The 22,590-nt window shown below is 65.5% G+C and carries 20 protein-coding genes; 13 read left to right on the top strand and 7 right to left on the bottom strand.

Annotation, left to right across the window (positions count from 1 at the left end; translation table 11 throughout):
- Positions 1 to 114: 114 nt before the first annotated feature.
- Complete coding sequence (locus KSS95_RS20765) at positions 115 to 951, top strand: CvfB family protein (protein ID WP_217849232.1); 837 nt, start codon at positions 115 to 117, stop codon at positions 949 to 951.
- Here the strand turns inward: KSS95_RS20765 and KSS95_RS20760 are convergent, their stop codons facing one another.
- Positions 952 to 1,332, bottom strand: coding sequence for a hypothetical protein (locus KSS95_RS20760; protein ID WP_134693582.1), 381 nt, complete (start codon positions 1,330 to 1,332; stop codon positions 952 to 954).
- Positions 1,333 to 1,505: 173 nt separating this feature from the next.
- Between KSS95_RS20760 and KSS95_RS20755 the strand changes: the two genes are divergently transcribed.
- The 3 genes from KSS95_RS20755 (at position 1,506) to def (ending at position 3,397) form a co-directional block, all read left to right on the top strand.
- Entirely contained in the window at positions 1,506 to 1,685 is a 180-nt protein-coding gene (locus KSS95_RS20755; protein ID WP_023629533.1) for a CsbD family protein, read from the top strand.
- Positions 1,686 to 1,904: 219 nt separating this feature from the next.
- The gene (locus KSS95_RS20750) at positions 1,905 to 2,861 is read left to right on the top strand and encodes a YihY/virulence factor BrkB family protein (protein WP_217849230.1); all 957 of its coding nucleotides are present in this window, start codon (positions 1,905 to 1,907) and stop codon (positions 2,859 to 2,861) included.
- Positions 2,861 to 3,397: a peptide deformylase gene (gene def, locus KSS95_RS20745; RefSeq protein ID WP_217849228.1), complete on the top strand. Its 537-nt coding sequence runs from the start codon at positions 2,861 to 2,863 to the stop codon at positions 3,395 to 3,397. Before KSS95_RS20750 ends, def begins: the two co-directional genes overlap by 1 nt.
- Here def and KSS95_RS20740 read toward each other — a convergent pair.
- Positions 3,352 to 3,792, bottom strand: a complete 441-nt coding sequence (locus tag KSS95_RS20740) for a GNAT family N-acetyltransferase (protein ID WP_217849226.1) — start codon at positions 3,790 to 3,792, stop codon at positions 3,352 to 3,354. The genes def and KSS95_RS20740 overlap by 46 nt on opposite strands.
- 255 nt (positions 3,793 to 4,047) lie before the next feature.
- Between KSS95_RS20740 and KSS95_RS20735 the strand changes: the two genes are divergently transcribed.
- On the top strand, positions 4,048 to 4,305 hold the full coding sequence (locus KSS95_RS20735) for a DUF2790 domain-containing protein (RefSeq protein ID WP_217849224.1): 258 nt from the start codon (positions 4,048 to 4,050) through the stop codon (positions 4,303 to 4,305).
- Between the two features lie 44 nt (positions 4,306 to 4,349).
- Here the strand turns inward: KSS95_RS20735 and KSS95_RS20730 are convergent, their stop codons facing one another.
- The gene (locus KSS95_RS20730; RefSeq protein WP_217849223.1) at positions 4,350 to 5,693 is read right to left on the bottom strand and encodes an aminotransferase-like domain-containing protein; all 1,344 of its coding nucleotides are present in this window, start codon (positions 5,691 to 5,693) and stop codon (positions 4,350 to 4,352) included.
- Between the two features lie 90 nt (positions 5,694 to 5,783).
- Here KSS95_RS20730 and KSS95_RS20725 point away from each other — a divergent pair, with 90 nt between their 5' ends.
- From KSS95_RS20725 to KSS95_RS20705, 5 genes are all read left to right on the top strand, one after another.
- Positions 5,784 to 6,737, top strand: coding sequence for a threonine dehydratase (locus KSS95_RS20725; protein ID WP_217849221.1), 954 nt, complete (start codon positions 5,784 to 5,786; stop codon positions 6,735 to 6,737).
- An 82-nt stretch (positions 6,738 to 6,819) separates the two neighbouring features.
- Positions 6,820 to 7,461 carry a LysE family translocator gene (locus KSS95_RS20720; RefSeq protein ID WP_217849219.1) on the top strand — a complete coding sequence of 214 codons (642 nt, stop codon included), beginning with the start codon at positions 6,820 to 6,822 and terminating at the stop codon, positions 7,459 to 7,461.
- Positions 7,462 to 7,569: 108 nt separating this feature from the next.
- Positions 7,570 to 7,995 carry a YybH family protein gene (locus KSS95_RS20715; protein ID WP_217849217.1) on the top strand — a complete coding sequence of 142 codons (426 nt, stop codon included), beginning with the start codon at positions 7,570 to 7,572 and terminating at the stop codon, positions 7,993 to 7,995.
- 43 nt (positions 7,996 to 8,038) lie between these two features.
- Positions 8,039 to 8,383 carry a YciI family protein gene (locus KSS95_RS20710; protein WP_217849215.1) on the top strand — a complete coding sequence of 115 codons (345 nt, stop codon included), beginning with the start codon at positions 8,039 to 8,041 and terminating at the stop codon, positions 8,381 to 8,383.
- Between the two features lie 47 nt (positions 8,384 to 8,430).
- Complete coding sequence (locus tag KSS95_RS20705; RefSeq protein ID WP_217849213.1) at positions 8,431 to 9,669, top strand: RNA polymerase sigma factor; 1,239 nt, start codon at positions 8,431 to 8,433, stop codon at positions 9,667 to 9,669.
- 35 nt (positions 9,670 to 9,704) lie between these two features.
- Here KSS95_RS20705 and KSS95_RS20700 read toward each other — a convergent pair whose 3' ends face one another.
- The gene (locus KSS95_RS20700) at positions 9,705 to 10,175 is read right to left on the bottom strand and encodes a MaoC family dehydratase (protein WP_134693593.1); all 471 of its coding nucleotides are present in this window, start codon (positions 10,173 to 10,175) and stop codon (positions 9,705 to 9,707) included.
- Between the two features lie 33 nt (positions 10,176 to 10,208).
- A complete protein-coding gene (locus KSS95_RS20695) occupies positions 10,209 to 11,153 on the bottom strand; it encodes an alpha/beta hydrolase (RefSeq protein WP_217849211.1) in 945 nt (314 codons plus the stop codon).
- Positions 11,154 to 11,355: 202 nt separating this feature from the next.
- On the opposite strand from KSS95_RS20695, the gene fadD2 reads away from it, so the two are divergent.
- On the top strand, positions 11,356 to 13,044 hold the full coding sequence (gene fadD2 / locus KSS95_RS20690) for a long-chain-fatty-acid--CoA ligase FadD2 (RefSeq protein ID WP_217849209.1): 1,689 nt from the start codon (positions 11,356 to 11,358) through the stop codon (positions 13,042 to 13,044).
- Between the two features lie 342 nt (positions 13,045 to 13,386).
- Complete coding sequence (gene fadD1, locus KSS95_RS20685; protein ID WP_217849207.1) at positions 13,387 to 15,084, top strand: long-chain-fatty-acid--CoA ligase FadD1; 1,698 nt, start codon at positions 13,387 to 13,389, stop codon at positions 15,082 to 15,084.
- A gap of 160 nt (positions 15,085 to 15,244) precedes the next feature.
- On the opposite strand, the gene KSS95_RS20680 is transcribed toward fadD1, so the two are convergent.
- Positions 15,245 to 16,552 (bottom strand): NAD(P)/FAD-dependent oxidoreductase, encoded by a 1,308-nt coding sequence (locus tag KSS95_RS20680; protein WP_217849205.1) that lies wholly within the window; start codon positions 16,550 to 16,552, stop codon positions 15,245 to 15,247.
- 26 nt (positions 16,553 to 16,578) lie between these two features.
- Entirely contained in the window at positions 16,579 to 17,943 is a 1,365-nt protein-coding gene (locus tag KSS95_RS20675; protein ID WP_217849203.1) for a glutamine synthetase family protein, read from the bottom strand.
- A 500-nt stretch (positions 17,944 to 18,443) separates the two neighbouring features.
- Here KSS95_RS20675 and hrpA point away from each other — a divergent pair, with 500 nt between their 5' ends.
- Positions 18,444 to 22,349, top strand: a complete 3,906-nt coding sequence (gene hrpA, locus KSS95_RS20670) for an ATP-dependent RNA helicase HrpA (protein ID WP_217849201.1) — start codon at positions 18,444 to 18,446, stop codon at positions 22,347 to 22,349.
- Positions 22,350 to 22,590: the final 241 nt, after the last annotated feature.

Raw genomic sequence — 22,590 nt, 5'->3', positions numbered from 1 at the left:
GAAAGCCTAGACTGGATGAACCGTAGGTCAGGGCCTGGATGTCAATGCGCGGCAATCTTTGACATCCACCTGTGTCTCTGGAAAATAGCCGCCTTGTCTTGAGGATCTTCGGAAATGGCTCTGCTTGGGCGTTACAACAGTTTGCAAATCGTGAAACACGTGGAGTTCGGCCTGTACCTGGACGGCGGCGCCGACGGCGAAATCCTCCTGCCGCGGCGTTACTTCCCCAAGGACGCCGAGCTGGAGCTGGATGACTGGCTCAACGTGTTCATCTACCTCGACAGCGAAGACCAGCTGATCGCCACCACCGAGAAGCCGAAGATGCAGGTGGGCGAGTTCGCCAGCCTCAAGGTCAAGGACATAAACGGCGCCGGCATCTTCCTCGATTGGGGGCTGTCAAAGGATTTGCTGATGCCGTACTCGGAAGAGTCCCGGCCATTGAAGATCGGCGACTACTGCGTGGTGCACGCCTACCTGGACAAGCGCACCCGGCGCATCACCGCCACCGCCAAGCTGGATCGCTACCTGGACCTCGCCCCGGTCGACTACCAGGTCGGCCAGCCGGTGGAGCTGCTGGTGGCCGGCGAGACGCCCATGGGCTTCAAGGCGATCATCAACAACCGCCACTGGGGCCTGATCCACAAGAACGAAGTGTTCAAGTTCCTGCGTTCGGGGATGCACGAGAAGGGCTTCATCAAGGAAGTACGCCACGACGGCAAGATCGCCCTGAGCCTGCAACCGGTGGGCCAGGCGTTGGCCGACAGCCTGCACGAGCAGATCATGCAGCGCCTGGAGGCGGCCGGTGGCGTGCTGCCGGTGTGCGACAAGAGCGACCCGGCGCTGATCAGCCAGATGTTCAACGTCAGCAAGGGCAACTTCAAGAAGGCCATCGGCGCGTTGTTCAAGCAGGGCCGGATCGTCATCCATGACGATCGCATCGAGCGGGCCTGATCAGGCCTGCACGAAGGTGCTGAAATCCAGCTGTTCGCCACCCGGGCGGGTGTCGCGCAGCCGCGAGTCGCGGTCGGCGCTCAAGGCCAGGCTGATGGTCGAGCGGCGCTTGCCGGGGTTGCGCACTTCCATTTGCTCCTGGTGAGCGCGCAGGAAGTTGGTGGGCACCTTCAGGTGCTGCAGTTCGTCGGTTTGCGGGGTGTGCAGCAGCAGGTTGACCCAGTCGGGCTGGCCCTTGCGCAGCAGGGCCACCGGCACTTCGAACCACCACAGGTTGCGCTTGGGGTCGAGGATGGCGAACAGGGTGTTGTCGCGGTTGAGCACCGGCCGGGTCAGCGCTTCGTTGCGCCGCGCGATGGCGGTGGGCTTGTCGAGTTTCATGCAGGTTCCTGCGGGTTGACGCTAGATTGGCCTGCCATTGTGCGGCGGGGCCCTGCGCGGGGCAAGCCCGCGCTCGTGTCGTCCCGCTCAACAAATTGAAACTCTGGCGAGGCGGCATGGGTCGATCTGATGTCGACACGATTTTCCGTGTCTTTCCTTCAAGGAGACATCCCATGAGTGGCACCAAGGACAAAGCGAAGGGCCTGGCCAACGAGGCCGTGGGCAACATCAAGCAGGGCGTCGGCAAGGTCACCGACAACGACAAGCTGCGCGCCGAAGGCAAGGCCCAGGAGCTCAAGGGCGAGGCGCAACAGGCGGTGGGCAAGGTCAAGGATGCCGTGAAGAAGCCGTGATGCCTGCTTGACGCCACTGTAGGCGCCAGCCTTGCTGGCGAACGGGCTCGTACGCGGGCTGTTCGCCAGCAAGGCTGGCTTCTACTTCGGGTAGCCGTTTTCCTGCATTTGCCATTGAGCCGTCACACTTGCGGCACGGTCTATTAGACTTGTCTGCATTGCCAGGCCTGCCTATGGCCTTGGCCGACCCTCCGAGATCAAGCGGCGAAAGGAGACGCTATGATTTTTCCCGACCTGCGCGGCCTGCCTCTGCACCGCGTGCTGGTGCGCACCGTCAAGGAGTTCCTCGATGACGAGATGTCCACCTATGCCTCCGCGCTGGCCTACCAGATGCTGTTCTCGCTGTTCCCCTTCCTGCTGTTCCTGATCGCCCTGATCGGTTTTTTGCACCTGCCGGACTTTTTCTCCTGGTTGCGCCTGCAATCGGAACTGGTGCTGCCGCCCCAGGCCCTGGAGCAGGTCAACCCGGTGATCGACCAGTTGCAGCAATCCAAGGGCGGCTTGCTCTCGGTGGGTATCGTCATCGCCCTGTGGACCGCCTCGGCCGGCGTGCGCCTGATGATGAGCGCGATGAACGCCGCCTACGATGTGCCGGAGGGCCGCCCGGTGTGGAAGCGCTTCCCGCTGTCGATCATCTACACCGTGGGCATCGCCGGCATGTTGCTGGCCGCCGCCGCGCTGATGGTGCTGGGCCCGCAAGTCATGGAGTGGATCGCCTCCCAGGTCGGGCTGGAGGAAGCGGTGGTGGTGGTCTGGACCATCCTGCGCTGGCCGGCGATCATCATCCTGATGATGGTGGCTGTGGCATTGATCTATTACGTGATGCCCGATGTGAAACAGAAATTTCGCTTCATCACCCCAGGCTCGGTGCTGGCGGTGGTGGTGTGGATCGTCGCCTCGCTGGGCTTTGCCTACTACGTGAAGACCTTTGCCGACTACAACGCCATGTACGGCAGTATCGGCGCGATCATCGTGCTGCTGCTGTACTTCTATATCTCCGCCGCCGTGTTGCTGCTGGGCGCGGAGATGAACGCGGTGATCGAGCATATGTCGGCCGAGGGCAAGGACCCTGGCGAAAAGGACTTCAACGAGGCCAACCCGCAGCAAAGCATTTCCGTGCTCGGCCATGAGCACCCGGTAACCCCCGAACCCCAGACCCGCGAGCCGAACACCTGATGATCCGCGACATTCTCAAGATGGGCGATGAACGCCTGCTGCGCATTGCCCCACCGGTACCTGAACACCTGCTCGGCAGCGCCGAACTGCAGCAACTGATCGACGACATGTTCGAGACCATGGCCCATGTCGGCGGTGTCGGCCTGGCCGCGCCGCAGGTGGGCATCGACCTGCAACTGGTGATCTTCGGCTTCGAGCGCAGCGAGCGCTACCCGGACGCCGAGCCGGTGCCGCGGACCATCCTCCTCAACCCGCTGATCACGCCGTTGGCCATGGAGGTCGAGGACGGCTGGGAGGGCTGTTTGTCGGTGCCAGGCCTGCGCGGCGTGGTGCCGCGCTACAAGCACATCAGCTATTCGGGTATCGACCCCGAGGGCAACCCGATCAACCGCTTCGCCGACGGTTTCCACGCGCGGGTGGTGCAGCATGAGTGCGACCACCTGATTGGCCGCCTGTACCCCTCGCGCATCCAGGACTTCAGCAAGTTCGGCTACACCGAGGTGCTGTTCCCCGGGCTCGAGGTGGCCGACGACTGACCGCGGACCATCGCCATCAGCGGCTTGCTGCGCTGGTAGCGGGCCAGGCGCGCGGCCAGGGCTTGGGGTAGGTCGATGGCGGGTGTGAAGGCCAGGTTCTGGTAAAAGCGCGCCAGGTCTGGGTGGCAGAACAGCCAGGTGGCGCCGGGTGCATCTCTCAGCGCAGTATCGAGCAGGCGCGTGGCCACGTGTTGGCCCCGCCATTGCGGTGCGACGAACAGGGCGGTCAGCCACTGGCCGCCGGTGACAGGGGTCAGGTTCACCCCAGCAATGATTTCACCGGCGCGCGCTACCCACTGCTCGCCTTCGCCGGCCGCGCGCATGCGTGAGCCATGCTGGCGGTAGAAGTGATCCAGCAGGCGGCGCTGGAGAGGGGCAAGGCGGCTGAAATTCATGGCGCTTGAGTAAACATGGGCGAGTGCGGACGGGCGTGCTTTGTCGCAGATTGTTGCAAATACGGCAAGGGTGATTGTCCTAGTTCGGGGTTCAACTATTCCGGCCTGGGAGTAAAATTTCCCACATCCCCCCAGCAGTACGATAAAGCGGGATCGGTACTTCGTGTCATCTTCGCAGTCGATGACAACTTCTCCGCGCCATTGACGGCTTCAGAAGTCACGCGATCAGCTTGATAGCCATCAAGGTCAACACCCATGAAAGCCCTACTGATTCTTGCATTGGTCGGTATGTCCTCGTTCGCCCTCGCCGATGAGGTCAAGACCGCCTCCAGCCAACCTGCGGTCGAACAATACGACTACTCCACCAACCTCGACATCAAGCGTGTCATCAGCTTGTCGACCATCCCCAACGTGTGCGACGTGGTGCCTGCCACCATGACCTACGAGGACCATCAGGGCCAGGTGCACACCCTGCAGTACCGCGCCATGGGCGAGGGTTGCCGGCTGAATTGAGGCCCCGTGCCGTGGGCGCCGGTGTTCGTCGACCAGGCCGGCGCCTACAGCGACAGTTGTCGACGTATCAGCTCCAGGCCTTGTTTCAGTTGGGCCCGGCTGCGTGCCGCCGACAGGCTGACCCGTACCGCCGGCACGTTGTCGGTGCCTACCGCGAACACGCTGGCCGGGACGATCTCCACCCCTTGGGCGCGGCAGCGCGCAACCAGTGTCTCGGCCTCTGTTGGCGTGGCCAGCCAGGCATGGGGCGAGGCTACGCCATCGGCCACTAGCGCGTCCCCCAGGATTGTCCGCGCCAGGCGCCAACGTTCGCCCAGCTCTTGCCGCTGCCAGGCCAGGCGCCGGGCAGCGGTGCCGTCGGCGATCCACTGGCAGGCGATGTGCAGGTTCAGCGGCGACACCGACCAGTGGGTGGCCTGGGCGTGGGGGTCGACCTGTTCCAGCAGCTCTGGCCGGGCGGCGATCCACCCCAGGCGCAGGCCGGCGGCCACGGTCTTGGACAAGCTGCTGATCAGCACGCCGCGGCCGTCGAGCAAGGGGTAGAGCGGCGGCTGGTCGGTCAAGGCGCCGTAGACGTCATCCTCGATCACCAACAGTTGGTGGCGCTTGGCGACTTGCGCCAGCGCCTGGCGCCGGGCCTCATTCATGCAGGCCGCGGTCGGGTTGTGCAGGGTCGGGGTGGTCACCAGCACCCGCGCGCCGCTGGCGCGGGCGACCCGGTCCAGCTCGTCCGGGCGCAGGCCCTGGCCGTCGAGGGCCACGCCATGCACCGGCAGGCGCAATTGGCGACAGGCCGCCTTGATGCCCGGTGCGGTCAGCGCTTCGACCAGCACCGGTTCGCCCGCCTGGCACAGCGACTGCAAAACCAGGATCAGGGCCTGTTGGGCGCCACCGCACAGCAGCACCTGCTCGGGGGCAAGCGCCAGGCCGCGGTTGGCCAGCCAGCGAGCCCCGTGGATCCGCCCCAGCAGCAGTTGCTCTGGCCCCAGGTAGTGGTCGAGCAGGGCGCTTTGTCCCTGCTCGAGCACGTCGCGCAAGCTGTGCGCCAGGTCATCATTGTGCGGGTCGGCCACCGGCACATTGGTCGACAGGTCTATCACCTGCTGTTGACGGTCAGGTTGCTTGAGCCGGAACAGCGTCGCCTCCTTGCTCCCCGCCAGCACATAGGTGCCGCGCCCCACCTCGCCGGCGACCAGGTGCCGCGCGGCAGCCTCGCGGTAGGCTTGCTGCGTGGTACTTGGGTTCAGGCCCAGGGCCCAGGCCAGGCGGCGCTGTGGCGGCAGACGCTCGCCCATTTTCAGCTCACCGTGCTCGATAGCGGCGGCGATGGCCTCGACCAGCGCCAGGTAGCGCGGTTGCTCGTTGTCCGCCAGGGTGGGAAGCCACACGAAATTGTCGCCCATGCAATATAAGTTTGGACCCATACAATGCCCGGCCCTTAGCATCGGTTCAACCCACTGCCGATAAGGACGCCCGCCATGTTCGACCTGCCCGCCCTGCGTGAAGCCGCCGCCTTCGTTCACCAGCATGTCCCGCCGACCCCGCAGCACGCCTGGCCGTTGCTGGCCGAGCGGGTGGGCTGCGAGGTGTGGGTCAAGCACGAGAACCATGCCCCTACCGGTGCCTTCAAGGTGCGCGGCGGGCTGGTCTATGTGCGCTCGCTGCTGGCCGGCGGCCAGGTGCCGCGCGGGTTGGTTACCGCCACCCGGGGCAATCACGGCCAGAGCATGGCCCTGGCGGCGCGCCAGGCTGGTTTGCCGCTGGTGATCGTGGTGCCTGAAGGCAACTCGCGGGAGAAGAACGCCGCCATGCGCGCCCTGGGTGCCGAGTTGGTGGAGCATGGCGTGGACTTCGACGTGGCCCGTGAGGAGGCCGCGCGCCTGGCTGAGGCGCGCGGCTATGCGATGGTGCCGTCGTTCCACCCCGAGCTGGTGCGTGGCGTGGCCACCTATGCCCTGGAGCTGTTCGAGGCGGTGGCCGAACTGGATTGCGTGTACGTGCCGATTGGCATGGGCTCGGGCATCTGCGGGCTGATCCAGGCGCGCAACCTGCTGGGGCTGTCCACCGAAATCGTCGGGGTGGTCTCCAGCGCTGCCGATGCCTATGCCCGTAGCTTCGAGCAGGGTCGCATCGTCACCACCGCCAGCGCCGATACCTTCGCCGACGGCATGGCCTGTCGGGTGCCGCAACCGCAGGCGTTTGCCCTGGTGCGCGAACACGCAGCGCGGATCGTGCGGGTCGATGACCGCGAGATCGCCGAGGCCATGCGCCTGTACCACGAAACCACCCACAACACTGCCGAGGGCGCGGGTGCGGCGGGCCTGGCTGCGTTGTTGCAGGAGCGTGAGCGCCAGGCCGGCAAGCGCGTGGCGGTAGTGCTCAGCGGGGCCAATGTCGATCGCCAGCGCTATGCACAGGTGCTGGCGGAATGAACAACCCTGCGTGAATGTTCGCCCTGTACCGCCAGGCCAGATTCGGGTTCAATCCGGAGTTTCGCTTGCGGCCGAGCCTACCATGCCCTTTTCCAACGGTTTTCTTCTGAGCCTGTCCCTGTGCCTGGACATCGGCATTGCCAACATCGCCATGATCACCCTGGCCATGCAACGTGGCTTCCTGCAAGGCTTCTGGTTGGGGCTGGGGACCTGCGTCGGTGACCTGATCTACGCCCTGGCGGCGTTGGCCGGCATGACCGTGCTGCTGCAGTTCGAAAGCGTGCGCTGGACGTTATGGCTGGGTGGTTCGGCGCTGCTGCTGTGGTTCGCGGTGAAAATGCTGCTGGCGGCATGGCGCGGCGGCCACCTGGCGTCGCAGGGCCAGGTGGTGGTCGAGTCGGGCTGGCGCGAGTTCCTGCGCGGGATCTTCCTGGCCATGTCATCGCCCAGCGCGATCCTCTGGTTCGCCGCGGTGGGCGGTGTGCTGATCTCCCGCTCCGGCGCGGGCAGTGCGCTGGATGCCGGCTTGTTCCTCGGCGGTTTCTTTGCCGCGGGCCTGTTCTGGTGCGCCTCGCTGTGTGGCATCGCCAGCCATGGCGGGCGCCTGCTGGGCGATCGCCTGCTGACCTGGTCCTACCTGCTGTCGGCGGCGATTTTCTGCTATTTCGCCGGGTATGTGATTGTGTCGGGTTATCGCGAGTTCATCCTGGCCGTGCCTGCCTGAGGCTGTTTTTTCGAGCCTGTTGTCGATTCGCGACGTGCTCGTTCGACCAGTGTTGAAGGCGCCGAAATGTGTTCGGCGCCACGCGGGCAAACACTGGAGAAAGCACCGATGAATGCTGCAGCTCAAACCGAGATCCGCCAACTGATCGAGCACTGGATGCAGGCCGTGCGCGAGCGTGACATCGAGCGCATCGTCCAACCCTACGCCGACGACATCCTGGCCTTCGATGCCATCCAGGCCCTGCAGTTCAAAGGCAAGGCCGCCTACCGCGCGCATTGGGAAATGTGCATGGGCTACTGTACCGGGCCGATGGTGTTCGAACTGGCCGAGTTGACCGTGCATGCCGACGGCGACCTGGGCCTGGCCCACTGGCTCAACCGCTGTGGCCCGTCCGACGATGAAAGCCAGTGCGGCTTCATGCGTGCCACCGTTGGCTACCGGCGTAGCGGCGGCCAATGGCAGGTGATCCACGAACACTGGTCGGCGCCGTTCGACATGCAAACCCAGAAGGCCCTGTTCAACCTCAAGCCTTGATACCGCCCATCGCCTATGACCCACCGACCTGCCGGAGACGATCATGAAATACCTGTGCCTGGTCTATTGTGACGAAGCGCTGCTGCACAGCTTGCCCGACAGCCCCGAAGACGCCGAGTGCATGGCCTATGCCGAGTCCATCCACGGCTCTGGACGCATGCTCGCCGCCGAGGCGCTCAAGCCGGTGCAGACGGCCACCACGGTACGTGTGCGTGCCGGGCGCATGAGCCTGACCGACGGCCCATTCGCCGAAACCAAGGAGCAACTGGCCGGTTTCTACCTGGTCGATGCCCGCGACCTCAACGAGGCGCTGAACATCGCCAAGGGCATCCCGGCGGCGCGGGTCGGCAGCGTCGAGGTACGGCCGGTACGTGAACTGCAACCCTGAACGGGAGCGAGGACCACCCGCATGACGCAGCAGGGAATGCCCATCCGATGAGCACTGAAAGGCGGGTGCGTCTGGAGGTCGAGGCGGTCTACCGTCGTGACTCCCGGCGCATCCTCGCGACCCTGATTCGCCTCTTGGGGGACTTCGACCTGGCCGAGGAGGCCATGCACGATGCTTTCTTCATCGCCGTCGAGCGCTGGCAGCGCGACGGCATTCCGGACAACCCGCGGGCCTGGCTGGTCTCTGCCGGCCGCTTCAAGGCCATCGACGCCTTGCGCCGGCGGGCGCGCTTCGACCGCTCCCAGGCCGACCTGATCATGCTGCTCGAGGGCCAGGCGCAGGATCCGGGCGAAGAGCAACTGCTGGCCGACGACCGCCTGCGGCTGATCTTCACCTGCTGCCACCCGGCGCTGGCCGCGGACGCCCAGGTGCCATTGACCCTGCGCGAGGTGTGCGACCTGACCACCGAGCAGATCGCCCATGCCTTCCTGCAGAGCCCGGCAACCATCGCCCAGCGCATCGTGCGCGCCAAGGCCAAGATCCGCGAGGCGAAGATCCCCTACCAGGTGCCCGAGCGGGCCGAGCTGCCCGAGCGCCTGGAGACGGTGCTGCGGGTGATCTACCTGGTGTTCAACGAAGGCTACTCAGCGTCCTCGGGCGATGCTGTGACCACCGGCGAACTGATGGACGAGGCCATTCGCCTGGGCCGGCTGGTGGCGCAGTTGCTGCCCGATGCCGAGGTGCTCGGGCTACTGGCGCTGATGCTGCTGCAGGCTTCGCGGCAACAGGCCCGCAGCGACGCAAGTGGCGAGCTGGTGCTGCTCGACGAGCAGGATCGCCGGTTGTGGGACCGGGCGCAGATCGACGAGGGTTGCCAGTTGCTGCAGCAGGCGCTGCGCAGCCGCCAGATCGGCCCCTACAGCTTGCAGGCGGCAATCGCTGCGGTGCATGCCGAGGCGCCCAGTGCCGAGGCGACCGATTGGCACGAGATCGTCGGTTTGTACGAGGTGCTGCAACGGCACTGGCCGTCGCCGGTGGTGGAGCTGAACCGGGCGGCGGCGTTGGCCAGGCGCGATGGCGCGCAGGCAGGGTTGCAGGCGGTCGAGGCGATCCTCGCGCGGGGGGAACTGGGCGACTATCACCTGGCGCATGCCGCGCGGGCCGAGCTGCATCGGCAGTTGGGCAACCTCGAGCAGGCCCGCGCCGCCTGGCAGCAGGCGCTGGCGCTGACCCGCCAGGGGCCGGAGCGCCGGCATATCGAACGGCGCTTGCGCGAGCTGGGGTGAGCGCCTACCGGTAATCTGTAGGCGCCGCTGTGCTTTCAGCTGGCGACGAACGCCGGCGGGCTGACCAGCTCGACGGTCTGCTGCTTGCGCGGCGCGAGGATTTCAGCCTCGCCAGCCACCACCAGCTCGTCGTTCTGGTTGTACACATTGGTGGCGATACGCACCTTGAACTTGGGCAGCTTCTCGAGGATTTCCAGGCGCACGGTCAGGGTGTCGCCGATCTTCACTGGCTTCTGGAAGCTCATCTGCTGGCCCAGGTAGATGGTGCCAGGGCCAGGCAGGGTGCAGGCCACCGCGGCGCTGATCAGCGCGCCGCTGAACATGCCGTGGGCGATGCGCTCCTTGAACATGCTCTTGGCGGCGAACTCGGCGTCCAGGTGCACCGGGTTGTGGTCGCCGGACATGGCGGCGAACAGCTGGATGTCACGCTCTTGCACGGACTTCTTGTACTCGGCTTTCTGGCCGACTTCGAGGGCTTCGTAAGGCGTGTTGCTGACCTGGGTCATCAGGGCTTCCTTGTGGGGCGGCGAGGGCGGCTATCATTCGCTGCGGGCAGGGCGGCCAAGGGCCAGCGCCTGCTCCAGCCAGCCGATGATATCGGCGCAGACCTCGTCGCGATGGGTTTCGTTGAGCACTTCGTGCCGTGCACCGGGGTAAAGGCGCAACTGTACATGACAGTTGCCGGTCGCGCGCAGGGCGTCGGCCAGACGGGTGAGACGCTTGCCGGCACTCACCGGATCACATTCGCCGCCCATCACCAGCATCGGCAGGTTCGGATCGATCTGCGCCAGCTGCCGCGCCTGGCTGATCTGCGCCAGGCCTTGCAGGAGATCGAGCCACAGCTGGTTGCTGCAACGAAAGCCGCACAGCGGGTCGGCGATGTACTTGTCCACCTCGGCCTCATCGCGGCTGAGCCAGTCGAACGCGGTGCGGTTGGGCTTGAACGCCTTGTTGAACGAACCGAACGACAGCCAGTCGATCAGCGCGCTCTTGCCCAGCGGGCCCTGGCGCCAGGCCTCGAGCCGGGCGATCAGGCGCGCGGCGCGGTACAGCGTTGCCGGCTGGAAGTTCGAGCCGCTGAGGATCGCCCCCTGCAGGCTGGCGCTGTGGTGCAGCAGGTAGGCCTGGGCGATGTAGCTACCCATGCTGTGGCCGAACAGGAACAACGGCGTGCCGGGAAACTGCTGGCCGCTGTGCTGGGCCAGCAGCCCCAGGTCGTTGACCACGGCATTCCAGCCATTGTGTCGGGCGAACAAGCCCAGGTTGCCCAGCTCGGCGGTGCGGCCATGGCCGCGCAGGTCAGGGGCGAGCAGGGCGAAACCTGCGGCATTGAGCGCCAGGCCCAGGCGCTGGTAGCGCCCGGCATGCTCGGCCATGCCGTGGGCCAGCAGCACCACGGCCTTGACCGGCGTGGTCGGCAGCCATTGGTGCACGTACAGGCTGCAATGCTCGCTGGCGGGCAGCCAGAAGGCGTCATGGGGCATGGCGGGTCCTTGCGCGCAGGGGGTGGTCAACAGTGTATGCGCAAAGCGGCCGATTGCAGGAAGGGCAGAAAAGAGATTCACAATGTTAATGGCGGCACTTGGCGTATTTGCCACCTTCGGCATTGCTGCTAACGTCGGCTGAACGCCTTTTTGCCATCAGGCAATCAGGTCAGGGACGGTCCCGGCAGAGGAACAACAATAAATGCAAGCCGATTTCTGGAATGACAAGCGCCCGGCGGGCGTGCCTTCGACCATTGACATGAATGCCTACACCTCGGTCGTCGATGTCTTCGAGCGCTCCTGCAAGCGCTTCGCCGACCGCCCGGCGTTCAGCAACCTGGGCGTCACCCTCAGCTACGCCGAGCTTGAGCGCCATTCGGCAGCCTTCGCCGCCTGGTTGCAGCAGCACACCGACCTGCAGCCGGGCGACCGCATCGCGGTGCAGATGCCCAATGTCCTGCAATACCCCATCGCCGTGTTCGGCGCCATGCGCGCGGGGCTGGTGGTGGTCAACACCAACCCGCTGTACACCGAGCGCGAGATGCGCCACCAGTTCCAGGACTCCGGCGCCCGTGCCCTGGTGTTCCTCAACATGTTCGGCAAGCGGGTCCAGGAGGTGCTGGCGGACACCGCCATCGAGTACCTGATCGAGGCGAGGATGGGCGACCTGCTGCCGGCGGCCAAGGGCTGGCTGGTCAACACCGTGGTCGACAAGCTGAAGAAGATGGTGCCCGCCTACCAGTTGCCCCAGGCCGTGTCGTTCAAGCAGGTGCTGCGCCAGGGGCGCGAGTTGCTGCACAAACCGGTGCCGCAGGTGCTCGATGACGTCGCCGTGTTGCAATACACCGGCGGCACCACGGGCCTGGCCAAGGGCGCCATGCTCAGCCACGGCAACCTGGTGGCCAACATGCTCCAGGTGCTGGCCTGTTTCGGCCAGCACGGGCCGGATGGCCAGCCGCTGATCAAGGAAGGGCAGGAGGTGATGATCGCGCCGCTGCCGCTGTACCACATCTATGCCTTCACCGCCAATTGCATGTGCATGATGGTCACCGGCAACCACAACGTGCTGATCACCAACCCGCGGGATATCCCGGGCTTCATCAAGGAGCTGGGCAAGTGGCGCTTCTCGGCGCTGTTGGGCTTGAACACGCTGTTCGTCGCGCTGATGGACCACCCTGGCTTCAAGTCGCTGGATTTCTCGGCGCTCAAGGTCACCAACTCCGGTGGCACCGCGCTGGTCAAGGCCACCGCCGAGCGCTGGGAGGCGCTCACGGGCTGTCGCATCGTCGAAGGCTACGGGCTTACCGAGACCTCGCCGGTGGCCAGCAGCAACCCCTATGGCCAGCTGGCGCGTCTGGGCACTGTGGGTATCCCGGTACCGGGCACCGCGTTCAAGGTGATCGACGACGAGGGCAACGAACAACCCTTGGGCGAGCGTGGCGAACTGTGCATCCAGGGCCCGCAGGTGATGAAGGGGTACTGGCGCCAGCCCGAGGCCAGCGCCCAGGCGCTGGACGCCGAAGGCTGGTTAAAGACCGGCGATATCGCGGTGATCGAGGCGGATGGCTTCACCCGCATCGTCGACCGCAAGAAGGACATGATCATCGTCTCGGGTTTCAACGTGTACCCCAACGAGATCGAGGATGTCCTGATGAGTCACCCACAGGTGGCCAGCTGCGCGGTCATCGGCGTGCCGGACGAGCGCACCGGCGAAGCGGTGAAACTATTCGTGGTGCCGCGTGCCGGCGGGGTGAGCGTCGAAGAGCTCAAGGCGTTCTGCAAGGCCAACTTCACTGGCTACAAGGTGCCCAAGCACATCGTGCTGCGCGACTCGCTGCCGATGACCCCGGTGGGCAAGATCCTCAGGCGCGAGCTGCGGGATATCGCCTGAGGCCGCAAGGCCGATGAGCACTTGTGTTGTGGGAGCGGGCTTGCGGTGCGCAGGACGTATCGCCCGGCAAGCCCGCTCCCATAGTTAAAGCAGATGGCTCTAGTTCAAGGTTTTCAGGCGAATTCGCGACATTTTGTACAATTACTCTAAAAATGACCTGGAAATTTCTTTGAGTCATTTTTGTGACCGTGCGGGCCGCTTTGGCCTCTAGGCGACCCCTGGCAAAGCTGTTACTCTCGGCGCGCTTTCAGATGATCCGGTTTGCAATGAACCGTCATCCCATATCAATAATAAGCGCATCGACGCGTACCGAATTCGCTGTTGCTGAAGGAGCGGGCTTCCATGATCGAACATTTTTGGAAGGATAAGTACCCAGCCGGAATTACGGCGGAAATCAATCCTGACGAATTCCCCAATATCCAGGCGGTGCTCAAGCAATCCTGCCAACGCTTTGCCGACAAACCGGCCTTTAGCAACCTGGGCAAGACCATCACCTACGGCGAGCTGTATGCCCTGTCCGGCGCCTTCGCCGCCTGGCTGCAACAGCACACCGACCTCAAGCCTGGCGATCGCATCGCCGTGCAACTGCCCAACGTCCTGCAGTACCCGGTCGCCGTGTTCGGCGCCATGCGTGCCGGGCTGATCGTGGTCAACACCAATCCGCTGTACACCGCCCGCGAGCTTGAGCACCAGTTCAACGACTCCGGGGCCAAGGCCCTGGTGTGCCTGGCCAACATGGCGCACCTGGCGGAAAAGGTCGTGCCCAAGACCCAGGTCAAACACGTCATTGTCACCGAAGTGGCCGACCTGTTGCCACCACTCAAGCGCCTGTTGATCAACAGCGTGATCAAGTACGTGAAGAAAATGGTCCCGGCCTACAACCTGCCGCAGGCCGTGCGTTTCAACGACGCGCTGGCGCTGGGCAAGGGCGGGGCGGTCACCGAGGCCAATCCGCAGCCCAACGATGTTGCCGTGCTGCAGTACACCGGCGGCACCACCGGGGTGGCCAAGGGCGCCATGCTGACCCACCGCAACCTGGTGGCCAACATGCTGCAGTGCCGCGCGTTGATGGGGGCCAACCTGCACGAAGGTTGCGAGATCCTGATCACCCCGCTGCCGCTGTACCACATCTATGCCTTCACCTTCCATTGCATGGCCATGATGCTGATCGGCAACCACAACGTGCTGATCAGCAACCCGCGCGACTTGCCGGCCATGGTCAAGGAACTGGGCAAGTGGAAGTTCAGCGGCTTTGTCGGCCTGAACACCCTGTTCGTCGCCTTGTGCAACAACGAAGGGTTCCGCAACCTCGACTTCTCCTCGCTGAAGATCACCCTGTCCGGCGGCATGGCCCTGCAGTTGAGCGTGGCCGAGCGTTGGAAGGCCGTCACCGGCTGCGCCATCTGCGAAGGCTACGGCATGACCGAGACCAGCCCGGTGGCGGCGGTGAACCCGAGCGAGGCCAACCAGGTCGGCACCATCGGCATTCCGGTGCCGTCCACCCTGTGCAAGGTCATCGACGACAACGGCCAGGAACTGCCCCTGGGCGAGGTCGGTGAGCTGTGCGTGAAGGGCCCGCAGGTGATGAAGGGTTATTGGCAGCGTGATGAAGCGACCGCCGAGATCATCGACAGCGAGGGTTGGCTGAAGACCGGCGATATCGCCTTGATCCAGCCGGACGGCTACATGCGCATCGTCGACCGCAAGAAGGACATGATCCTGGTCTCGGGCTTCAACGTGTACCCCAACGAGCTCGAAGACGTGCTCGCGGCCCTGCCGGGCGTGCTGCAGTGCGCGGCCATCGGTATTCCCGACGAGAAATCGGGCGAGGTGATCAAGGTGTTCATCGTGGTCAAGCCGGGCATGACCCTGACCAAGGAGCAGGTGATGGAGCACATGCGCGCCAACGTCACCGGCTACAAGGTGCCGAAGGCCATCGAGTTCCGCGATGCCCTGCCGACCACCAACGTCGGCAAGATCCTGCGTCGCGAACTGCGTGACGAAGAGCTGAAGAAGCAGGGCCTGAAGAAGATCGCCTGATCCGCAGCCTGCGCGATCGGTATGGGAGTGGCCTTGCGTCGCGAAAGGGTCGCGAAGCGGCCACAGGATATCAGCGATAACGCGTCAATCGATGGGGGTGCTTCGCACCCCTTTCGCGACGCAAGGCCGCTCCCACAGCGAGGTTGTGTAGGGTTAAGACTCAGCGCAATTTCTCGAGCATCTGGTAGTACCACATCCCCGCCGCCAGCAGCGGGTTGCCCAGCAAGTCCCCCATCGGCACCTTGATGTGCTTGCACGCCGCGAAGGTGTCGAACTTCTCCAGCGTACCGGTCAACGCCTCGGCCATGATCTCGCCCATGATATGGCTGGTGGCGATGCCATGCCCGGAATACCCCTGGCAGTACCAGACGTTGTCCGACAGCTTGCCCAGTTGCGGAATGCGGTTGACCACGATGCCCATGGCGCAGCTCCACTGGAACTCGATCGGCACGCCCTTGAGCACCGGGAAGGTGCGTTCGATGCACGGGCGCAGTTCGCCTTCGATGTCCCGCGAGTCGCGCCCGGAGTAGTTGGCACCGCCGCCGAACAGCAGGCGCTTGTCGGCGGTCAGGCGGTAGTAGTCGAGGACGAAACGGCAGTCGTACACCGCCAGGTCCTGTGGGTTGATCTGTTCGGCCAGCTCGCCCAGCGGCGCGGTGGTGACGATGCCGCCCATGGCCGGGAAGATCTTGCCCTTGAGCTGGCGCTTTTCCAGCTTGTGGTAGACGTCGCCGGCCAGCATCACCTGGCGCGCCTCGATCCGCCCCTGGGCGGTGACCACCGCCGGGCGCGGGCCATGGACGATCTCCAGCACTTCGGAATTCTCGAACACCAGCGCGCCGAGGTCATGGGCGGCGCGGGCCTCGCCCAGGCACAGGTTGAGCGGGTGCAGGTGCAGGTTGCGGCGGTTCTTCAACGCGCCCAGGTACAGCGGGCTGTGCAGGTGCTGCTGCATGGCGTCGCGGTCGAGCAACTGCACCAGCTCGCCCATGCCGCGGCGCTGGGCTTCGGCCTCGAAGGCGCGCAGTTCGGTCATGTGCGACGGTTTCATCGCCGCGTGCAGGTGGCCGTGCTTGAGGTCGCACTGGATACCGTAGCGCTCGACGCGCTGCTCGATGATCTGGTGGCCGCGCCAGCGCAGGTGCCAGATGAAGTCGTCCACCTCGGCGCCCAGGCGGTCGCGCATCTGCGTGCGCATGGCCTCGTCGCCCGACAGGCTGCCGGTGACCTGGCCACCGTTGCGCCCGCTGGCGCCCCAGCCGATGCGGTTGGTCTCGACGATGGCCACCTTCAGGCCGCGCTCGGCCAGCTCCACCGCAGTGGCCACGCCGGTAAAACCGCCGCCGATGATTGCCACGTCCACCTGCACCGTGCCCTTGAGGGTGGGGTATTCGGTGGTGTCGTTGAGGGAGGCGCTGTAGTAGGAAGGCGCGCGCTGGGCCGGCCCTTTGTTCACTGCTGCGTTCATGGGTGTTCCTTGTCGTGATTCGGGGTTCAGGCCTGGTGCAGGTACCAGCGCCAGTCCTGTTCGCCGACCTCGGCCATGAACTGGCGGTGCTCGGCGCGCTTGACCTTCAGGTACACACCGAGGAAGGCCTCGCCCAGCGCCTCCCGGGCCCAGGTCGATTGCTCCAGGGCCTGCAGGGCAGCCAGCCAGTCGCTGGGCAGGAACTCGCTGGCCTGGGCATAGCCGTTGCCTTCGACCGGCGCGCCGGGATCGAGCTGTTCGCCGATGCCCTGGTGCGCGGCGGCGAGGAGCGCGGCGGCGGCCAGGTAGGGGTTGGCGTCGGCGCCGCAGATGCGGTGTTCGACATGGCGACTGGCCGCCGGGCCACCGGGCACCCGCAGGCTGACGGTGCGGTTGTCCACGCCCCAGGTCGGCGCCAGTGGTGCATAGCTGTTGGCCTGGAAGCGGCGGTACGAGTTGGCGTTGGGGCAGAACAGCAACAGCGATTCGCGCAGGTGGCGCAGCATGCCGGCTACCGCCTGGCGCAGCAGCGGGGTGCCGGCCCTGTCCTGGCTGGCGAACAGGTTGTTGCCGGCGGCATCGGCCAGGCTCAGGTGCATATGCATGCCGGTGCCGGCCAGTTGGGCGAATGGCTTGGCCATGAAGCAGGCCTGCATGCCATGGGCATTGGCAATGCCCTTGACCAGGCGCTTGTAGCGCACAGCCTGGTCCATGGCCTGCAGCGCGTCACCGTGCTCCAGGGTGATCTCCACCTGGCCGGGCGCGTACTCGGAGATCGCCGTGCGCGCCGGAATGCCCTGGGCCTTGCAGGCGGCATAGAGGTCGGCGAGGAAGGGTTCGATCTGCTCCAGCTCGCGCAGGCCATATACCTGGGTCCCGCGCGGTCGTCCACCGTCGCTGTCCAGCGCCGGCTGTGGCCGACCTTGGGCATCGCGCTGCTGGTCGAGCAGGTAGAACTCCAGCTCGCAGGCCATTACCGGGTGGTAGCCGTCGGCCTTGAGCGCGTCGATGACCTTCAGCAGCACATGGCGCGGATCCGCCACGCTGGCCGGCAGGCCTTCGCTGGGGTGCATGCTGACCTGTACGGCGGCGGTCGGTACCCGGCGCCAGGGCAGGCGCACCAGGCTGCCATCCAGCGGGTAGGCGCGGCAGTCGATGTCGCCGACGTCCCAGACCAGGCCGGAGTCTTCGACATCGTCGCCGTTGAGGGTCAGGCCGAGGATGGTGCTGGGTAGCGGGCGGCCGCTTTCGAACACCGCCAGCAGTTCCTCGCGGTGCAGCAGCTTGCCGCGGGGCACGCCGTTGGCGTCGAGGATGAACAGTTCGATCAGGTCGATATCAGGGTTGTCGGCCAGGAAACGCCTGGCGTGCTCGGCAGGGGCAAAGTGCATGGTGGATTCGCTCTAGGACACGCAGGACCGCCGCGCAGGCGAGCGGTCAGGCTGAGACAATCGGCCGATGAGGCCGGGTCGGGTCAGGGGTGCGTGGGCGAAGTGTCCGGTGGACGCGCGTGGCGGCAGTGCCACAAGGCCCAGAAGGCGAGGATGATGTGCACCAGCGGATTTTCGCCGGCACGGACCCTGGCCTTCGCTTGCGAAGGGCGGGAGAGCGGGCGGGCAATGATCGGGGCGGGGAGCATGCTCTGGATACTCACACGGTGCGTAACGTTGATTAAAGCAGTGAATGGCGACGTTCACTCCATGGTTGGGTAAACATTCTGAGGGGGTTCGCCGGCAAGCCGGCTCCTACAGGGTGGGGTCGGTGTAGGAGCCGGCTTGCCGGCGAAAGGGCCGGTACAGGCAGCATCAGGCCGGCAAATCTGCGACAATCCCACCCCTTACGAATGCCGATCATGAAAAAGCAGGCCTCACCTGCATCACTAAAAAGCCCCATGACAGACCACGCCATCGAACAACTGCTGAACAACCTCGACCACGCCATGATCGCCGACCGTCACCGATTGCGTCGGCAACTGCACGAGCTGCGCAAGCGCCCCGACGAGGGCAAGCTTGCACAGTGGGTCGAGAGGGTCCAGGCGTCCTGCGCCCAGGTGACCGCGCGCCAGCAGAGCGTGCCGCACATCCGCTACGACGACAGCTTGCCGATCGCCGCCAAGCGCGACGAGATCAAGAAGGCCCTGGCCGAACACCAGGTGCTGGTGATCGCTGGCGAAACCGGTTCGGGCAAGACCACCCAGCTGCCGAAGATCTGCCTGGAGCTGGGCCGCGGCAGTCATGGCCTGATCGCCCATACCCAGCCCCGGCGGATCGCCGCGCGCAGTGTCGCGGCGCGGGTCGCCGAAGAGCTGGGCACGCCGCTGGGCGCGCTGGTCGGCTATCAGGTGCGTTTCGAGGACCAGAGCGATTCGAACACCTTGGTCAAGCTGATGACCGACGGTATCCTGCTGGCCGAAACTCAACACGACCGCTTTCTCGAGCGCTACGACACGATCATCGTCGACGAAGCCCACGAGCGCAGCCTGAACATCGATTTCCTGCTCGGCTACCTCAAGACCCTGCTGCACCGTCGCCCGGACCTGAAGCTGATCATCACCTCGGCGACCATCGACCTGGAGCGTTTCTCCCAGCACTTCGACGGTGCGCCGATCATCGAGGTGTCCGGCCGTACCTACCCGGTGGACACCTGGTACCGGCCGCTGACCAGCGAGCACGACGAGGAGGGCAACCAGGTCGAGGAGGACCTTTCCGTCGACCAGGCGATCCTCGCCAGCCTCGACGAGATCGCCCAGCACGAACGCAGCCAGGGCAAGGGCCCGGGCGATGTGCTGGTGTTCCTGCCCGGCGAGCGCGAGATCCGCGACGCCGCCGAGATCCTGCGCAAGGCGCAGCTGCGCCACACCGAGATCCTGCCGCTGTATGCGCGGCTGTCGCCGGCCGAGCAGCAGCGGATCTTCCAGTCCCACAGCGGCCGACGCGTGGTGCTGGCGACCAACGTCGCCGAAACCTCGCTGACCGTGCCGGGCATTCGCTACGTGATCGACAGCGGCACCGCGCGCATCAGCCGCTACAGCTACCGCGCCAAGGTCCAGCGCCTGCCCATCGAGGCGGTGTCCCAGGCCAGCGCCAACCAGCGCAAGGGCCGCTGTGGCCGGGTCGAGCCGGGCATCTGCATCCGCCTGTACAGCGAGGACGATTTCAACGGTCGGCCGGCGTTCACCGACCCGGAGATCCTGCGCACCAACCTGGCCGCGGTGATCCTGCAGATGCTGCACCTGCGCCTGGGTGCGATCGACGCCTTCCCGTTCATCGAGCCGCCGGATGGCAAGGCCATCAGCGACGGGTTCAACCTGTTGCAGGAGCTCTCGGCGGTCAACCGCGAGAACCAGCTGACCCCGCTGGGTCGCCAACTGGCGCGCCTGCCGATCGACCCGCGGTTGGGTCGCATGCTGCTCGAAGGCGCCCGCCAGGGCAGCCTGCAGGAAGTACTGATCGTCGCCAGCGCGCTGTCGGTGCAGGATCCGCGCGAGCGCCCGCCGGAGCGCCAGCAGGCCGCCGACCAGGCCCATGCGCAGTGGAAGGACGTCGATTCCGACTTCGCCGCGCTGGTCAACTTGTGGCGTGGTTTCGAGGAGCAGCGCCAGGCACTGACCGCCAACCCGCTGCGCAACTGGTGCCGCAAGAACTTCCTCAACTACCTGCGCCTGCGCGAGTGGCGCGACGCCCATCGCCAGCTGGCGCTGATCTGCCGCGACTTGCAGTTGGCGGTGAACAAGGAACCGTGCACCTACCAGCCGCTGCACAAGGCCATCCTCAGCGGCCTGCTCAGCCAGATCGGCCAGAAGACCGAGGAGGGCGACTACCAGGGCGCGCGTCAGCGGCGTTTCTGGGTTCACCCGTCCTCGGGCATCGGCCGCAAGCGACCGCAGTGGGTGATGGCCGCGGAGCTGGTGGAAACCACCAAGCTGTACGCGCGCGTGGTGGCCAAGATCGAGCCGGACTGGATCGAACCGCTGGCCAGCCACCTGATCAAGAAGAACCACTTCGAGCCGCACTGGGAGAAAAAACGCGGCCAGGTGGTGGCCTACGAGCAGATCACCCTGTACGGGCTGATCCTGGTCGGCCGGCGCCCGGTGCATTTCGGCCCGATCGACCCGGTCACCTCGCGCGAGCTGTTCATCCGCGAGGGCCTGGTCGGCGGCGAAATCCAGTCGCGGGCCAAGTGCCTGGCGGCCAACAAGCGCCTGCTCGAACAGCTCGACGAGCTGGAGGCCAAGGCCCGTCGGCGCGACATTCTTGCCGACGAGGAGACGCTGTACGCCTTCTATGAGGCGCGCCTGCCCGAAGAAATCCACCAGACCGCGACCTTCGACAGCTGGTACCGGATGAACAGCCAGAAGGACGCCAGCCTGCTGATCATGCGCGAGGAGGACGTGCTCGCCCGCGAGGCCAGCGAGGTCACCGCCGCGCAGTACCCAGACCACCTGCAGGTGGGTGAGCTGCGCCTGTCGCTGAGCTACCACTTCGAGCCCAACCACCCGCGTGACGGCGTGACCGTGCGGGTGCCGGCGCCGCTGTTGCCGAACCTGCCGGGCGAGCGCCTGGAATGGCTGGTGCCAGGCTTGCTCGAGGCCAAGTGCATTGCCCTGGTGCGTAACCTGCCCAAGGCCCTGCGCAAGAACTTCGTGCCGGTGCCGGATTTCGTCAAGGCGGCGCTGGCGCGCATGAGCTTCGGCCAGGGGGCATTGCCGCAGGCCCTGGGCCAGGAATTGTTGCGCATGACCGGGGCGCGCGTGTCGGACGAGGCCTGGGCGGAAGCGGCCGGGCTGGTCGAGGGCCATCTGCGCATGAACATCGAAGTGGTCGATGCCCAGGGCAAGTTCCTCGGCGAAGGCCGCGACCTGGCCGAGCTGACCGCGCGCTTTGCCGCCGCCAGCCAGGCCGCGCTGGCCCTGCCGCGCAGCGAGAAGGCCGAGCAGCCGGTGCAGGCCAAGGCCTTCGCGCAGGTGGCGCAGACCGCGCAGCAGAAGATCGCCGGGTTGTCGATGACGGTTTACCCGGCACTGGTCGAGGACAATGGCACGGTGCGCGAGGGGCGCTTCTCGACCCAGGCCGAAGCCGAGTTCCAGCACCGTCGCGCCTTGCAACGCTTGTTGCTGCAGCAGTTGGCGGAGCCGGCCAAGTTCCTGCGCGGCAAGCTGCCGGGGCTGACCGAGCTGGGGCTGCTGTACCGTGAACTGGGCCGGGTCGAGGCGTTGGTCGAGGATATTCTCCTGGCCAGCCTCGACAGCTGTGTGCTGGAAGGCGAAGACCCGCTGCCACGTGATGGCGCGGGCCTGGCCTCGCTGGCCGAGCGCAAGCGCGGCAACTGGGCCGAGCACGCCGAACGCCTGGCCCGCCAGACCCTGGAGGTGCTGAAGCTGTGGCATGGCCTGCAAAAGCGCTTCAAGGGCAAGATCGACCTGGCCCAGGCGGTGGCGCTCAACGACATCAAGCAGCAATTGGCCAACCTGGTGTACCCGGGCTTCGTGCGCGAGACACCAAGTGCCTGGTTCAAGGAACTGCCGCGTTATCTCAAGGCGGTGGAACTGCGCCTGGAAAAACTGGGTTCGCAGGTGCAGAAGGACCGGGTGTGGAGCGGCGAACTGGCCAATTGCTGGGCGCAGTACCAGGCCCGCGCCGACAAGCATGCCCAGGAAGGCAAGCGCGATGAGCAGTTGACCCTTTACCGCTGGCTGCTGGAGGAATACCGGGTGTCGTTGTTTGCCCAGCAGTTGGGTACCAAGGTGCCGATTTCCGACAAGCGACTGAGCAAACAGTGGGGGCAGGTGGAAGCCTAACCTCGCTGATTTGTGGCACACTTGCAGGAATTTGCGGCCGCATTGCGGCCCATTCGCTGGCAAGCCAGCTCCTACAGGTTTATCGCCGATTCTGAAGTCGGTGGTGGCCCTGTAGGAGCGGGTTTACCCGCGATCGAGGGCAAAGCCCTCGCCAATACGGATTATTACGATTGCAAACTGGTACCAAGGTGCCAGTATCGAACCCCAATTTTTGGCCTGCGCCCGTCCGGCGCCGGCCCCA

This window comes from Pseudomonas muyukensis, assembly GCF_019139535.1.
GTDB classification, from domain to species: Bacteria; Pseudomonadota; Gammaproteobacteria; order Pseudomonadales; family Pseudomonadaceae; genus Aquipseudomonas; species Aquipseudomonas muyukensis.
The sequence above is the reverse complement of the archived record's forward strand: the minus strand, read 5'-3'. Positions and strand labels throughout refer to the sequence as shown.

Bases quoted from the DNA above. Each gene is read 5' to 3' on its own strand.
- KSS95_RS20765 (WP_217849232.1), top strand. From the start codon at position 115: ATGGCTCTGCTTGGGCGTTACAACAGTTTGCAAATCGTGAAACACGTG.
- KSS95_RS20760 (WP_134693582.1), bottom strand. From the start codon at position 1,332: ATGAAACTCGACAAGCCCACCGCCATCGCGCGGCGCAACGAAGCGCTG.
- KSS95_RS20755 (WP_023629533.1), top strand. From the start codon at position 1,506: ATGAGTGGCACCAAGGACAAAGCGAAGGGCCTGGCCAACGAGGCCGTG.
- KSS95_RS20750 (WP_217849230.1), top strand. From the start codon at position 1,905: ATGATTTTTCCCGACCTGCGCGGCCTGCCTCTGCACCGCGTGCTGGTG.
- def (WP_217849228.1), top strand. From the start codon at position 2,861: ATGATCCGCGACATTCTCAAGATGGGCGATGAACGCCTGCTGCGCATT.
- KSS95_RS20740 (WP_217849226.1), bottom strand. From the start codon at position 3,792: ATGAATTTCAGCCGCCTTGCCCCTCTCCAGCGCCGCCTGCTGGATCAC.
- KSS95_RS20735 (WP_217849224.1), top strand. From the start codon at position 4,048: ATGAAAGCCCTACTGATTCTTGCATTGGTCGGTATGTCCTCGTTCGCC.
- KSS95_RS20725 (WP_217849221.1), top strand. From the start codon at position 5,784: ATGTTCGACCTGCCCGCCCTGCGTGAAGCCGCCGCCTTCGTTCACCAG.
- KSS95_RS20720 (WP_217849219.1), top strand. From the start codon at position 6,820: ATGCCCTTTTCCAACGGTTTTCTTCTGAGCCTGTCCCTGTGCCTGGAC.
- KSS95_RS20715 (WP_217849217.1), top strand. From the start codon at position 7,570: ATGAATGCTGCAGCTCAAACCGAGATCCGCCAACTGATCGAGCACTGG.
- KSS95_RS20710 (WP_217849215.1), top strand. From the start codon at position 8,039: ATGAAATACCTGTGCCTGGTCTATTGTGACGAAGCGCTGCTGCACAGC.
- KSS95_RS20705 (WP_217849213.1), top strand. From the start codon at position 8,431: ATGAGCACTGAAAGGCGGGTGCGTCTGGAGGTCGAGGCGGTCTACCGT.
- KSS95_RS20700 (WP_134693593.1), bottom strand. From the start codon at position 10,175: ATGACCCAGGTCAGCAACACGCCTTACGAAGCCCTCGAAGTCGGCCAG.
- KSS95_RS20695 (WP_217849211.1), bottom strand. From the start codon at position 11,153: ATGCCCCATGACGCCTTCTGGCTGCCCGCCAGCGAGCATTGCAGCCTG.
- fadD2 (WP_217849209.1), top strand. From the start codon at position 11,356: ATGCAAGCCGATTTCTGGAATGACAAGCGCCCGGCGGGCGTGCCTTCG.
- fadD1 (WP_217849207.1), top strand. From the start codon at position 13,387: ATGATCGAACATTTTTGGAAGGATAAGTACCCAGCCGGAATTACGGCG.
- KSS95_RS20680 (WP_217849205.1), bottom strand. From the start codon at position 16,552: ATGAACGCAGCAGTGAACAAAGGGCCGGCCCAGCGCGCGCCTTCCTAC.
- KSS95_RS20675 (WP_217849203.1), bottom strand. From the start codon at position 17,943: ATGCACTTTGCCCCTGCCGAGCACGCCAGGCGTTTCCTGGCCGACAAC.
- hrpA (WP_217849201.1), top strand. From the start codon at position 18,444: ATGACAGACCACGCCATCGAACAACTGCTGAACAACCTCGACCACGCC.